The organism is Alteraurantiacibacter lauratis (assembly GCF_037154155.1).
In the GTDB taxonomy this organism is placed as follows: domain Bacteria; phylum Pseudomonadota; class Alphaproteobacteria; order Sphingomonadales; family Sphingomonadaceae; genus Alteraurantiacibacter; species Alteraurantiacibacter lauratis.
In genome coordinates this window covers 1-13,752 of sequence record NZ_JBANRN010000007.1, presented here as the reverse complement: position 1 = coordinate 13,752, position 13,752 = coordinate 1, and the positions used below count along the sequence as shown (strand labels likewise).

At 63.5% G+C, this 13,752-nt stretch carries 9 protein-coding genes; 2 read left to right on the top strand and 7 right to left on the bottom strand.

Going from position 1 to position 13,752, the window contains the following annotated elements:
* Positions 1-23: 23 nt before the first annotated feature.
* From WFP39_RS08185 to WFP39_RS08170, 4 genes are all read right to left on the bottom strand, one after another.
* Positions 24-2,018, bottom strand: coding sequence for a heme-binding protein (locus WFP39_RS08185; protein ID WP_336918910.1), 1,995 nt, complete (start codon positions 2,016-2,018; stop codon positions 24-26).
* Positions 2,018-3,364 carry a multiheme c-type cytochrome gene (locus tag WFP39_RS08180; protein ID WP_377923403.1) on the bottom strand — a complete coding sequence of 449 codons (1,347 nt, stop codon included), beginning with the start codon at positions 3,362-3,364 and terminating at the stop codon, positions 2,018-2,020. Before WFP39_RS08180 ends, WFP39_RS08185 begins: the two co-directional genes overlap by 1 nt.
* Positions 3,365-3,553: 189 nt before the next feature.
* The gene (locus WFP39_RS08175; RefSeq protein WP_336918908.1) at positions 3,554-4,231 is read right to left on the bottom strand and encodes a hypothetical protein; all 678 of its coding nucleotides are present in this window, start codon (positions 4,229-4,231) and stop codon (positions 3,554-3,556) included.
* Between the two features lie 34 nt (positions 4,232-4,265).
* On the bottom strand, positions 4,266-6,344 hold the full coding sequence (locus WFP39_RS08170; protein ID WP_336918907.1) for an adenylate/guanylate cyclase domain-containing protein: 2,079 nt from the start codon (positions 6,342-6,344) through the stop codon (positions 4,266-4,268).
* Positions 6,345-6,523: 179 nt separating this feature from the next.
* Here WFP39_RS08170 and gdhA point away from each other — a divergent pair, with 179 nt between their 5' ends.
* Complete coding sequence (gene gdhA / locus WFP39_RS08165; RefSeq protein WP_336918906.1) at positions 6,524-7,879, top strand: NADP-specific glutamate dehydrogenase; 1,356 nt, start codon at positions 6,524-6,526, stop codon at positions 7,877-7,879.
* 6 nt (positions 7,880-7,885) lie between these two features.
* Here the strand turns inward: gdhA and WFP39_RS08160 are convergent, their stop codons facing one another.
* The 3 genes from WFP39_RS08160 to WFP39_RS08150 form a co-directional block, all read right to left on the bottom strand.
* Entirely contained in the window at positions 7,886-8,611 is a 726-nt protein-coding gene (locus WFP39_RS08160) for a TadE/TadG family type IV pilus assembly protein (protein WP_336918905.1), read from the bottom strand.
* Positions 8,608-9,195 (bottom strand): TadE/TadG family type IV pilus assembly protein, encoded by a 588-nt coding sequence (locus tag WFP39_RS08155; protein ID WP_336918904.1) that lies wholly within the window; start codon positions 9,193-9,195, stop codon positions 8,608-8,610. Before WFP39_RS08155 ends, WFP39_RS08160 begins: the two co-directional genes overlap by 4 nt.
* 68 nt (positions 9,196-9,263) lie before the next feature.
* The gene (locus tag WFP39_RS08150) at positions 9,264-11,279 is read right to left on the bottom strand and encodes a Tad domain-containing protein (protein WP_336918903.1); all 2,016 of its coding nucleotides are present in this window, start codon (positions 11,277-11,279) and stop codon (positions 9,264-9,266) included.
* Between the two features lie 426 nt (positions 11,280-11,705).
* Here WFP39_RS08150 and WFP39_RS08145 point away from each other — a divergent pair, with 426 nt between their 5' ends.
* The gene (locus WFP39_RS08145; protein ID WP_336918902.1) at positions 11,706-13,679 is read left to right on the top strand and encodes a pilus assembly protein TadG-related protein; all 1,974 of its coding nucleotides are present in this window, start codon (positions 11,706-11,708) and stop codon (positions 13,677-13,679) included.
* Positions 13,680-13,752 lie beyond the last annotated feature (73 nt).

Below are 13,752 nucleotides of genomic sequence, written 5' to 3'. Positions count from 1 at the left end.
CGGCAGGATAAGCAGGCCCGCGCTCACAGGCCCTGACACACATTCTGCGCGGCGCTGCCGAGGAAGGGCGCAAAAGGGCACGAGATATAGCGCAGCCGCACCCCGCGCCCGCCCACATTCACCACGATCTGATCGGCACGGATAGCAGGCGCCGCATTGCCGATGCCGCCCACGCGCAGACCCGCATTGTGCAGGCCAAGGAAGCTGACCATGTCGTCCTGGTCGATCCCGTCGCCCGACACGCCGATTGCGCCGACAAGCTGGTTGCCGCGGTAAATCGGAACGCTGCCGGGAAAGATTTGCAAGCCGTTCGCCAACCGTTTCTGCCCCGGCGCGGCATCGGGCAGCGCGGTGCAGCCCACGCCCGCATCGGGTGATGCGCCGCCGGTGGCGACATGCACTGCCGCTGTCACCACATTTGCCGCGATCAGATCGGATTGCAGACCCACGGCAAAGGGGCTGAACTGCCCTGCCTGCATTACCGACAGCGGGCCGGGAGACTGCGCCACTTCGCCATCGGGGAAGTAAGGCCGCGCCAGATTGCCGATCGAACGGTTGCCATAGGCTGTGGTGCCCGTGAGCGCGGCACTGTTACCCAAAAAGGCGCGCAGCCGCTGAACATAAGCCGCCACGCCGCCGCCTGCCGCCTGCAATTGCGCAGCGGCCAGCGGATTGGCGAAGAAGGCGGCACTGCGCGCCTTTTGCAGGCTTACATCCACGCCGAACATCGGCGCATCAGGCGAACGCACGATGCCCAGCACCGCGCCGTGCGTGTCGACCAGGCTGATGCTTGCCTGCATCCGGCTGTCAAGCGGGCGGCGGATCTGCGCACGGGCACGCGACAGGACGGCAAAGGCCTCCTCAAGGATGGCGCGCGCTTCGGCAGCGGTCAGCGGCTGGGTTACACTGGCACCATCGGTTCCGGCGCGGATGGGGAAACGCGGATTGCCACTGCCATCGGTCAGCACGAAGGCATCGCGGTTGGAGAACTCGGCGAGCGTGGCAGCGCGGATGCCCGATGCTTCGGTGCCATAGGCGGCGCCGGCGCGCAGCACCCCGTCGCTGTAGCCCGCAATGGGCGCCAGCGCGCCCGGCGCGGCGGCAAAGCTGGTCTGCAAGGGAGCCAGCTGCCCCGCCGCCGCATCGGCATAGCGCAAGGCGGTGCCGTCCACGAAGATGCGTTCGGCGCGGATATCATCGGGCGGCAGGAAGCCCTGGGCTCCGGCCAGCGCGATCAGCTCCTCGGCATCCAGATCGACATCGAGGATATTGGGATCAAAGCCGTAATCGCCATCGCCCATCACGCCGATGCCGCCTACCACGACGCCGTTCTTGTAGAGCGGGAAGCCGCCCGGATCGGCCGCGAGGCCCAACGGGCTGCGCTTGGGGCCGATCATCGCCGATGCACCCATGCCGCCCGAAAAGCGCGTGCTGAGGTCGGAACAGGGCAGCTGGCTGAACTGCACCCCGAACAGCGGGCCGCTTTCCAGCCCCGGCGTGGTGGGGGCGGGCGGAAAATGCTGCTGCACGATCTGGCTGGCGGTGCGCGTGGAAAAGGCGTTGCCGCTGCTGGACAGGTAAGCGCCCGTAATCGCCTTGGCGAGCGCGGCGGCGCTGGCGGGAATGGTGGCCCCTTGCAGCCCGATCTCGCTGCCGGGCGCGGCATTGCCCGCAATGGTGCGGGTGGACACGCGCGCCAGATCGGGCGCGCCGGTCATGCGGAAGGAAGCCAGCACATTGCCCACCCGATCGGTCACCACGATCCAGCTGGGCAGGTTGCGCGCCGCTGCTTCGCCCGCCGCCTGCGCCACGATGCGCTGCACCTCCGCTACGGTAAGTGCTTCGGGCGCGGGCGGGGTGAACAGGCCGCCTGTGGGTGGCGGGGTAGGAATAGGCGAAGGCGCGGGCGTGGGCCCTCCTCCTCCCCCTCCACCGCTGCCTGAACTACCGCCACCGCCGCAGCCCGCCAGCACCAGCGCGGCGCTGGCCAACATGGCGGTGGCCCTGCGTCCGGCCATCAGCGCAGCCTTCCAATTGCACCCACCGCGCCGCTCAGCGCGGTGCGGAATGCGGCGGGATTGTAACTCTCCGGGCTGCGCACGGCATCATAGGCGCGGTTGATGTCCGCGCGGATGCTGGCCGCTGCCCCCACGGTAATGCGCCCCTGCGCCACCAGCGCATTGAGCAGCGTATCGACCGCCATCACCGCCTGCACGGACCCGGCATAATCGGTAAAGCGCGGCCGGGTGGCCTCTCCGCCGATGATCGCGACCACTTCGAAAGCATCATTCCCGCCAAAAGAGCGCGCGGCCAGCGCATCGGAGAGGCGCTGCGCCTCGGCCCGCAAGGTAGCGGCGGCGGCAACGGCAGGTTCACGCCCCCGGTTCATTGCCGAATGAAAGGTGCGGCTGGCGCTGCGGAAGCTGTCGGCCCGCGCGGGGGCCAGCGCGGAAGCCACCGCATCGAGCATGATGATATTCTCGTCGTTGAAGGGCGGCTGGCCGAAAGTGAGCGGACGGCCCGGATTGACCTCGAATGTCAGCCGCCGTTCCGCCCCGTCGGTGATGGCGCGGTGGCACGAATGGCAATCGAAGAAGGAGAATTGCGGGAACAGCCCCTCGCTCGCCAGATTGGTGCGGGTGAACAGATCGGTGGCGCGGGCCACCGCCTCGGCCTGCCCTACGGCCCACAATTGCACATTGTCGGTGCGGCCCTTGCGCGCGATGTAATCGGCATCGGCATCGTGATGCTGCTGGAAGCTGGAAAACAGATCGAGCTCGAAACTGATGCGCGGATGGCCCGCCGCCATCATGGCGTGGGTGACGAACTGGCCCTGCTTGGCGCTGCCGTAATGGCAATCGAGGCAGACGCGGGCACGCACTTGCGGCTGGTCGAGCGCGATCATGCCCCGCGCCAGATTGGCGGCGTGGCTGGCGCCGACCTCGTAATGGCTTGCCAGCCAGCCCGCCGCCGGGCCATGGCAGCTTTCGCAGCCTACCCCGTCGGTGATCTGAAAGCGTGGGCCACGGTCGCTGGCGGGCACGAAGGTGGCGTGGCAGCCCAGGCATTCGCTGCGCGATGTGGCATTGGCCCAGCCCAGCGATTGCGCGATCTGTTGTCCGCGCCGCCCGCCCAGCACGGCATAGGCGCGGCTGTGCGCCCCGCTGACATTGAAGGGCGATTGCCAGGTCGCAATCTCGTCCTGCCGCACGACCGCGCCATTGCCTTCGCTGCGCCCGTGGCAGGTGGACCCGGCGCAGGAGGCAACACCGGCATAGGCATAGGAACCCTGCGCTTCCGCGCTGTTGCCAAGAGGCAAGGCGGCAAACAGACAGGCGGCTGCGGCTGGCAGAAGCGCAAGCAGCGCGCCGCGCGCAGCGGATTGTGCGCCACCACGCGCGCGCGCCCTGCGCCCGCTCTGGCCCTGATCGCTGCCGTCACCTGCCACCTGCCGCCCCCCCCAACGTCCAGCATCAGCGCGGGAATGGCTAACCGCCCGTCCCGCTCTTGCCCCGGCACGCCCCCCGCGCCGAAAGCCCCTCGTGCCCCGCACTCACCCCTGCGCCATCGCAGCTGCCATCTGATCCAATTGCACGGTGCAGCCATTGGCAATCAGCACTCTGGCCAAATCTTCCGGTGTGCCGGGTACCGTGTCGAGAAAGGCAAAACGCACTTCTACCGGGCCGCTGCTTGTGCCATGGCCGATGCGGTAGGCGGTGCCGGGCGAAGGCGGCGTGGCCGCGTTCCAGCCCGCCAGCATTTCTCCGGCCGGGAAAGTCACGCGCCAGGCATTGTCACCTTGTGCCGGGCTGATGGCATAGGTGCTTTCCGCCTGCGTATCGGCGCGCCACAGCCGCACGGCGCTGCCCTGCGGCAGGCAGATCGTGCCTGCCTTGGCGACATCGACATACCACAGGCTGGGATTGCGCACTTCGCCCGATGCGGTGGACCGCACTGCCCCGGTGCGGGCGCGCACGGCGGCGCGCTGTGTGGTGAGCGCGGCAAAGGCGCGGTTGCGGCTGGCAGCGCTGGCGGTGCCCAGCGAATGGTTGCCTGCGCCGCGAAAGATGCGGGTCCCCCCGTTTTCCAGAATAGTGACAATGTCCCCTTCGCGCAGGGTGAAGGTCTGACCCGGCCCGATCTGGCGGCCCACGGGAAATTGGGCCGCCGAAGGCCCGCTGGATGACACCACCACCCCCGCCAGCGCGGCTGAAGGTGCAACGCCGATCAAAGCGATGGCTGCCGCCGATGCGGAAAGATTCCTGCTAGTCCAGGACATAAGCTCCACCCTCGTTCAGTTCCCGCGACCGCATTAGCAGATTTTTCAGCGCAATGTCAGCCGGATTGCTCGCGCAGAGCCTTTCCAGCACGGCAAGCGCCTGCGCTCGCCGTTCCGGCGCGCAGTGCTCAAGCCATTCGATCGCCTGCGCAAGCTCCTTGCGCGCTTCGGGCGGGAAATCGGGTGCGGGTTCGAACAGATCCACCGGACGGGCGCGGCCGCGCAGCACCACCCGGCCCATCGGGCGCCACCAGTTCAATGTGGTGCGGCTGGCGAATTCGGCGCTCGCCATCACCGCGCTGCCAAGCGCCTTGTTGGCCGCTTCGAGCCGCGCGGCCGTGTTCATCGAATCGCCCAGTGCGGTGTATTGGATACGGTTCTCGCCGCCGAAATTGCCCACCACCGCTTCGCCCCAATGCATCCCTACGCGGGTCTTGCCGACTTTGGGCAGAGCCGGATCCATCGCGGCCACTTCGGCGCGGAAGGCTTCGCCCGCCAGCCAGAGCGCGTATCCGGCGCGCGCGGCGTTGTCGGCGTCGTCCGGCTTGGCAATCGGCGCGCCCCAGAAGGCGACCACGGCATCGCCAACGAACTTGTCAAGTATCCCGCCATGATCGAGCACCACCTGGCTGAGCATGTCGAGGTAACGGTTGAGCAGGCGGGCAACCATTTCCGGCGGAATCGCGTGGCTCATCTTGGTGAAACCTTCAAGGTCCGAAAAGACCACGAAGATTTCGCGCTTGGAGCCGCCCAGTTGCAGCAGTTCGGGATGGGCGATGATTTCCTCGGCAATGCTGGCGGGCAGATATTTGCCCAGCGCGCCCTGCGCAAAGCGGCGCTGCACCGCGCCCGCCGCGCGCGCGGCCGAGGTGACGGCGACAAAGGCCAGAACCCAGCCCAGCACCGGCCCGACCGAGGGAAATCCGTAAGTGTCCACCTCCTGCCAATGAAGAACAAAGGGCAGACCGATCAGGATCGCCAGTTGCGCCAGCATGACCGGAATGACCTGCCAACTGCGGAGCTCCAGCAGCGCGGTCAATGCCGCGGCCAGCACTGTCAGCGCGGCATAGAGCCACAAGAGCGCGCTCGATGGCTGCGCCAGCCGTTTGCCATCGAGCATCTGGGCAATGGTGGCAGCGTGGATTTCAATGCCCGGCGGGCGCGGGTCAAAGGCACCCGATTCCAGCGTGTCGGGGCTGAAGGGGGAAAAGGGCGTCAGCGTGCGGTCGTAATCGATAATGTCGCCGCCGATGAGGACATAGGCGCCGCGCAGTTGCGCGGCGAGCGGATCGCGCAGATTCGGGATCGCCATCAGGTCAGGATTGGCGAAGAGATCAATCTGCAGGCTGGCAAAGACCGGCTGCTGCAGCAGCAGCGGCTTGCGGTAGCGGATCGCGCCTTCATAGCCTGCAAAGGTGCGTTCCTGCGCTTCTCCTGCGGAGGCCAGCATGGCGCGGCCCAGCAGGGGCGGCAGACCGGGGATAATTTCGGGCCAGGTGCGCGTGACCCCGCCCGTTTCGGCGGTCAGGCGGATACTTGCAGGCTGGACGTTCGGGTTGGTCAGCCGGGCCAGAAAATCATCGAGGAAGCGCTGCTGATCGTAAACGATGTCCTGCGCGTTGGTATCGGTAGAGGCATAGGCGACCGATACCGGCGTCTGCATGGCGTTGAGGGTGGCGATAAGATCCTCGTCCTCGGCCTGCGGCTGATCGAACAGGATGTCGATGCCGATAGCCTTGGCGCCCATGGTGTCGATCGTCTGGAGCGCGCGCGCCAGCATCCCGCGATCAAGTGGCGAGCGTTTGCCCAGATTGATCAGTGTCTGGTCGTCATACACGACCAGCACCACGCGGCGGTCCTGCTCCACCGATTGCGCCAGCGTGAAGCTGCGGAAATCAAACAGCGCGCGTTCCGCCTCGTCGGTGAAATAGATGACCCAGGAAAACCGGGCGAGCAGCAGCGCTGCAACCAGCAGGATGCCGGTCAGTGCGAGCCGCTGCGGCCCTGCTTCGCGCACATTGCGCCAGCCGGCGGCGAATATCGCGCCAAAGTTCGGGCCGGTCATGCGAGCCCCCGCTGCTTCATCCCTGGGCAAAGGTGCGGCAACCGTACGGGCATGGCAAGAGGAAAGCGGCCTTTATTTTGACGTCCACAAGTGATTTATGAGTCTGGGGAAATGTTGAGCTGAGTCGGGCAACAGCCTGTCCAGCCTGCAAATTGCCTTTGATTCTTGGGGAGGGAATTATGGCGGCATCCGATCATGTCGATTTTGCGACATTCATGGAGGGCGTGAACCGCCGCAACCCGCATCAGCCCGAATTCGTGCAAGCGGTGCAGGAAGTGGCCGAGGACATCTTCGATTTCATTGCGGACAAGGAAGAATACCATTCGCAGCAGATCCTGCGCCGCATTGCCGAGCCGGACAGGGTGGTGTCTTTCCGCGTGTGCTGGGAAGACGACAACGGCAATATCCGGGTTCAGCGCGGCTGGCGGGTGCAGAACAACAACGCCATCGGCCCCTACAAGGGCGGCATCCGCTTCCACCCCAGCGTGAACGAGAGCGTGCTCAAGTTCCTGGCGTTCGAACAGACGTTCAAGAACGCGCTGACCGGCCTGCCGATGGGCGGCGGCAAGGGCGGATCAAACTTCAATCCCAAGGGCAAAAGCGTGCGCGAGATCATGCGCTTCTGCCAGTCCTTCATGACCGAACTGTTCCGGCATATCGGGCCGGATGTGGATGTGCCGGCGGGCGATATCGGTGTGGGCGGGCGCGAGATCGGCTTCATGTTCGGCCAGTACAAGCGGATTACCAACCACTTCAACGGCGTGCTGACGGGCAAGGGGCTGGAATATGGCGGCTCGCTGATCCGCACCGAGGCGACGGGTTATGGCGCGGTCTACTTCCTGGAGAATATGCTGAAGCATCGCGGCATGGATCTGCACGGCAAGAAGGCGGTGATTTCGGGCAGCGGCAACGTGGCTACCCATGCGGCGGAGAAGATCGTGCAGCTGGGCGGCAAGGTGCTGACGCTGTCCGACAGCGGCGGTTTCATCCACGATCCCGATGGCATCAGCCAGGAAAAGATCGACTGGGTAAAGGCGCACAAGACGCACCGGCGCGGCCGGATCGAGGAATATGTGGAGGCTTATCCCGCCGCCACTTTTCATGCGGGCAAGACCCCGTGGGGCGTGCCCTGCGATGTCGCGCTGCCCTGCGCCACGCAGAACGAATTGTTGGGCGCGGATGCGCGCATGTTGGTGGAAAACGGCTGCATCGCTGTGTCCGAAGGGGCGAATATGCCGAGCGATCTGGATGCCGTGCACCACTTCAAGGCGGCCAAGATCATGTTCGCACCGGGCAAGGCGGCCAATGCGGGCGGTGTTGCCGTGTCGGGCCTCGAAATGAGCCAGAATTCCGCCCGGCGCAGCTGGAAGGAAGACGAGCTGCAGGCCATGCTGAAGGACATCATGGACGGCATTCATGGCCGCTGCATCGCCTATGGCGATCAGGGCGATGGCTATGTCGATTATGTAAAGGGCGCGAATATCGCCGGCTTCAAGAAGGTGGCCGATGCGATGCTGGCATTTGGCGTGGTTTAATGCCGTCTAGAAGGTGCTGTCGAACAGGTTGCAGGAGGAAACGCTGGCGGCCGGTGCCGGATTGTACATTCCGTTGCCGCTTGGCCCGCCCACCAGATCACGGTCGTCGCGCACGAAATAGGCGGCTTCCTTGCGTATGCGCAGCGTGCCCAGCACGAATTCCCCGATGATCGGCTGATAATCGTAAACGACTTCGGTGAAAATGATCGCGCTGTTGGGCGGCGCGACAACCCGTTGGCTCGCGCGTCCCATGCCCTGGAATCCGCCCGTGCCCGAAGAAGGCTGCGTCGATCCCTGCACGCCATAGGCCGAGGCGACATTGAGCACCCCCTTGCAGCGTTGCCAGGCGATCCATTGGCGGCCGGAGGAGTTCTGCTGCAGGCTGGAGACGATTATTCGTCCGTTTTCCAGCAGGCCGAAACTGTCGCCGCCCTGGATCTGCGCGCCCAGCAGCGTATCGTTTACATCCACTTCGCGCAGGCGTGGCAGGCCAAGGGGAACCGTGGTCTTGGCGCGCGAAAGGTTATCGGCCACAGTCATGGCGATCTGGCTGGCGCGCATATGCGCCAGCGCCAGATTGATAAGCTCGAACGAGGTGATCGAGAGCAGCACGAAGACGGGGATGGTGAAGGCGAATTCCAGGATCACCACGCCGGACTCGTCATTGACAAGCAGGCGGCGCAGGCATTGGTGGCTGCGCTGGAGGAAGGATGGGCGCATAGCTGCGGTCATGGCGCGGGGCAAATCCGCACATTGTTGACAGCCGCCTGCGCCGAGAACGGCTGGTTGCGCAGATAGGTGCTGACGCGAATTGTCTGGGTGGAATCGAGCTGGAACAGCCTCCACAGCGGGAAGGGCCGCACATAGGTGAGCGTGGCGGTGATCGTCACCACATCCTGTGCGCCGCCGCGGCCCGACAGGCCGACATCGGTGTCATAGGTGCTGTTGCCGTTGCGGTCGACGAAGCACTCGTCGCTGTCCCACATATTGTTGTTGTTGTTGTCCTCGAAGTCCTCTGGAAGATTAATATCGACATAGTTGGCGTAATAGACCGGATCGAGGCTGAAGGAGATCTCCGTCTCGGCATCGCTGGCGGGGATGACATTGCGCACCTGCCGGTTGACGCGGTTGGACAGCGCATTCCAGCTGGTATTTTCCATTGTGGCGGTGCGCGCCGCTTCCTCCACCGCACCCTGCAGCACGGCCTTGGCGTAAAAGGCAAAGCCAAATTCGAACACCACCAGCAGCATGCCGACGAAGACCGGGGCGATCAGCGCGAATTCAACGACCGAAACGCCGCGATTGTTGTGCAGCACGCGCCGCAAAAGACTGCGGCGGCGCGCCGGTGCTTTTGGTGCGGGCGCGGGTGGAGTTGGTGCCGCGCTCACTGCACCAGCCTCAGATCGGCCACTTCGTTGGCGATGCGGGCGAAGGCCTGCCGCAATTCGGTCGTGTTGTTGGCCTGCATGGCGCGCCCGGAATCCGCGCAGGTCTGCATGTTGCCGGTTACGGATGTGCCAAAGGCGATGGCCCAGATGGCAACGCGCCCGCGTTCCGCATCGCACAGCGCCTGGAAACGGCGAGCGTGGAGCGTGGCAGCGGCAATGCCGGTGCTGCCAGTAATGCGGCGTTCGGTTTGTTCCGTGCCATAGGAACTGTAAGTCGTGGCCGACGATACCGGCTCGCCATCGGTCAAAAAGATGATGTGGCGGCTGATTTGCCCGCCATTGGGGCCCGTCAGGTTGCGATCGGCAAACATGCCCTGCGGCGAGATAAGCCGCAGCCCCCAGATCATGCCGACGTCCAGATAGGTATTGCCGTTCGCCTGCAGGGAATTGACATAGCTGGTGAAGGCCGAACGCGTCGGATATTCGCGCAGATTGCGCATCGACGCTGTAGGGCAGGCATTGCTCGGCTTGGAATTGTTGTTGGTCGTGGTCTGGTGGGCCGTGCCTGTGCGCAGCCATGTCAGATCATGCATCATCGGGCGCCAGCGCATCGACTCGCTGGTGCCGCCGTCGATATAATTGAGATCCTTCGCTGCATCGGGAATGGGCGAAAAGGTGCTGGCGGCGGTGGTTGTGCGTTCCTCCAGGCATCCGTTCCAGATGGCGGTGGACCGGGTCAGGCCGGTCTGGTTGGGCATTTGCGCCAGCTGCACCATGTCATACGACCCCGCAGTTGGCACGGAGGCCGTGCTGGTATTGATGGACGACACATAGGAAATAGTGCCGCCCGCGCGGTAATTGGTCGTGTTGATTTCGACCGGGCGGTACGTCCAGTTGGTGAAGCGGAAACCAGTTTCGCGAATGAAACGGGTGTGCGTCACACGGCGGGTGCAGGCGCGATACTGATTGGTGCTGGCGCCGTTATTGTCGTTCCATGTAGCACTCACGCGCGAGAAGGTGGCGCGGGTATAGCCGCTGCCGCTGGTCGGCACGGTGGCTTGCCAGGTGTTCGAGCCATCCGGCTTGTACAATTCCGAGCTGCCCTGGCCGTCACCGCCGGGCCACGCTGTCAGCGTGGGAAACCAGACGCGCAGATTTGTGTTGTTGTCGATGCTGAACGAAAGGTTCTGGCCATAAAGAGCGCAGTCATTGTTTGACATCACTGTGCCGCTGCTCGTTACCGCCACATTCGGTTCACGCGAGGCATTGTTTCCCGATACGAAAGTCTGCTCGAACGATGTCGGGGTCGAATTGGGGTCCTCTATCCAGTTGCCGGTATAGGGCGTGTTGAAGTTCGCCACGCGCGATTGCACCGTCATCGTGTTGATCAGATGCGTCACGGGCAATTGACCCAGTGTCGCGAAATTCGGATTGGTGACGAACAATTCCGATCCGTTGACCGTCTGGCTGTAGGGCACAAAGCCATAGCGCACACGGGTGCGCGTATTACCCACCATGGCGGCGGCAATGGCATCGTAGAAATCGATTGTCGCCAGCTTGAGCGAGGCGATTTTCTGAACGCCGCCAATTGTTTCGGTCATCGATCCGGTCACGTCGAGCACGAAGACAATGTCGATATTGGGCACCTGGATATCGGCGCTGCAATTGACGGTGATCTGCTTGTCGCCAAAGCCCAGAAAATCCATCACGATCATGGGAATGGTGGTGCGGGCCTGCCCGTCCAGCCTTCCTTCAGCATCCGCCTGCGCGGTGAATTGCGTGCCGGTGGCCTGGTAATCCTCCGGATCGAAATTGAAATTGAACATCGCCTCTGCCCGTTCACGGGCGGTGGAGGTGTAGGTAACCGTCGTCATCGCCTTGCGTCCGGCCAGCACGCCCGAATCGCAGGCGGCCTGCAGCCGGCTCTTGGCCAGATAGACCCGGCTGATATCGATGCCGCTCCCGGCAATGGTGATCATGGGGATGATCGCGGCCGCCGTGACGGCCAGCATGTTGCCGCGCCTGTCACGCAGCAGACGAGTCAGAAAACGGGACTGTGTGCGGGAACCAACAGACAAGCTCGCCTAACTCCCCAAGGACGTTGCCAAGCCAGCCCGAATTTTGCGCAATCGGCGGCTTCTTAATGGGGATATCGGATCAGGTGGTTGATATTTCGTAAATTGCCTAAAGGCGAAACACTATTTCGCTATGTGCGCCCTTGTTTCAGGTAGGTTTCCGGAAATTACATGGAACTACCTAATGATTGCGCTAACATAAAAAATATAGCGCAATTTCAATGGGTAGGTGTGAGGGTTAGCGAAAATTAGGGAATAGCGTCAGCCGTTCGTTAAGTTTTTGCTGGCAGTGTGCTTGCCATGCGCAATCGGTCTTTTATCAACGGGATAGCTCGCTCCATTTTGCGGGACACCACTGCAGGGGTGACGACCATCGCCACGCTGGCCTTGCCGGTGGTGATCGGCTCTGCCGGGCTCGTTTTCGATCTCAATCGGGGTTACCAGGCGCGCATGATCGCGCAGCGCACAGCCGATCTGGCGGCGCTGGGTGCGGCCTTGGCCTACAAGACCGGCAATAATGTGCAGATTCTCACGCCTACCGCGCGCGACATCACCCGCGCCAACGGGATCACCGGCGCGACGGTCAATGCCATGCTGGTGGACAATTATCCCACCCCCAACAAGCAGTCGGTCAAGGTCATGATCGATCAGGAGCTGAAATACTATTTGGCTTCGGTGCTGGGCTTTTCGGGCACGTTCGGCGTGTCGGTGGAAGCTTATGCCGGCCTTTCGGGCGGGGTAAATGTTGCGGCACCGTGCTATCTGGCGCTGTCCAGCGGCGCTTCGGCCTTGCGGGTGGAAGGCGGCGCCACGATCACCGCGCCCAATTGCACCGTGGCGGCTGTGGGCGGCATTCAGCAGATGGGCACCAAGATCGAAGCGGCGGATGTTGTTTCGGGCACGGGCAATATCACGGTCGACTGGGGCAGCCTGATCGTCAATTCCATCCGTTATGCCGGCAGTTTCAGCGCGCCGGTGTGGAACGCCAACGTGCCACCCGCCAGCAAGCGCATCAACCAGCCCACTACGCTGCTCGACCCCTGGGCCAACCATACCGAGCGTGTCGCAGCCGTGGGGCAGCTGGGGTACACCGATCCGATCCCGAACCTGACCAATCCCACCACGCCGGGCGGGCCAACCTGGAATTTCAACTACAACCCGAACGCACAGGTTTCCGGCTACCGGCAGGGCACCAGCAACAATTATATCGTGCCCGCAGGCAATTACACCATTGGACGGCTTGAAGTGGCTGGCGGCATCAATGTGACGTTCCAGAACGGATCGAATATCACCGTTGCCAATGGCGTGAGCATCGGCGGCGGTTCCACCGTCAATTTCGGCAATGCCAATCTCTATGTGAACGGCGGCTTCAACAGCGGGTCGAACGGCGTGACCATCGGCAATGGCGATCTGTGGATCGGCAGCGGCACGGTGGTTTTCGAAGGCACCAATGTGAAGGGCGACGGGAATGTCGTAATCAATTCCACCATCTCCATGGGTGGCGGGCAGAGCATGACCATGGGCCGGGGCGATCACCGTTTCCGCCGCGTCACCCTGGCTGGCGGAGGCCGGATGCGGCTTGGCGCAGGCGATTTTCAGGCTAACCAGGGCGTGTTTATCGATGGCGACAGCGAACTGGCCATGCTGGGCGATGGCAATATCCTGATCGGGCCGCATACCGATGGCAATGCGATCAAGATGAACGGATCGGCCCGCTTCTTCATGGGCAATGGCACCTTCAGCGCCAACGGCCATATCGATACGCAGGGCGGCAGCCGCCTGGTGTTCGGCACGACTACCAACCATTACATCAATGGCAATCTGCTGGTGCGCGGATCGGTGCTGTTCGGCCGGGGCCGCTATACCATCAACGGACGGTTCGAGAACGGCACGGGCGGCACTGTGTGGCCCTACACTTCGGCCTGGGCGAGCCGCACCTATGGCAATACGCTGCAGGGCGAAAGCGTGTCGGGCTTCGACATGGCGGGCATTGATGTGACGATGATCCTGAACGGCGCGCTCAATTTGGGCGGCGGAGCCAAGACCAAGTTGTTCGCGCCCACTTCCGCCACGGCAACGCCTGGCGGCGGGATCGCCGAATTGCTGCTGACCAGCCCCACCAACCAGCCCACCAACTGGGTCGCAGGCTCCAGCTTCCTGCTGGCGGGCGTGGTGCACCTGCCCAATTCGGCCGTCACGATGAGCGGCGGCAACACCACGCTTTCGGGCAGCCGGTGCTTCTCGCTGATCGCGCTGACCATTCTGGTCAGCGGTGGATCGCAGACGGGCACGGCCTGCACCATCATGAACAATTCGGTCGAAGGGCTGGTGGGCTAGGCTTCGTGGACAAAGGGTATCCAGAGTTTGATTGAGGCCAGTGCGACGAAGCCGAGGTATGATTCTTTGGTTT

Coding starts and splice junctions, on each gene's coding strand:
- WFP39_RS08150 (WP_336918903.1), bottom strand. CDS start 11,279: ATGCTGGCCGTCACGGCGGCCGCGATCATCCCCATGATCACCATTGCC.
- WFP39_RS08160 (WP_336918905.1), bottom strand. CDS start 8,611: ATGACCGCAGCTATGCGCCCATCCTTCCTCCAGCGCAGCCACCAATGC.
- WFP39_RS08170 (WP_336918907.1), bottom strand. CDS start 6,344: ATGACCGGCCCGAACTTTGGCGCGATATTCGCCGCCGGCTGGCGCAAT.
- gdhA (WP_336918906.1), top strand. CDS start 6,524: ATGGCGGCATCCGATCATGTCGATTTTGCGACATTCATGGAGGGCGTG.
- WFP39_RS08185 (WP_336918910.1), bottom strand. CDS start 2,018: ATGGCCGGACGCAGGGCCACCGCCATGTTGGCCAGCGCCGCGCTGGTG.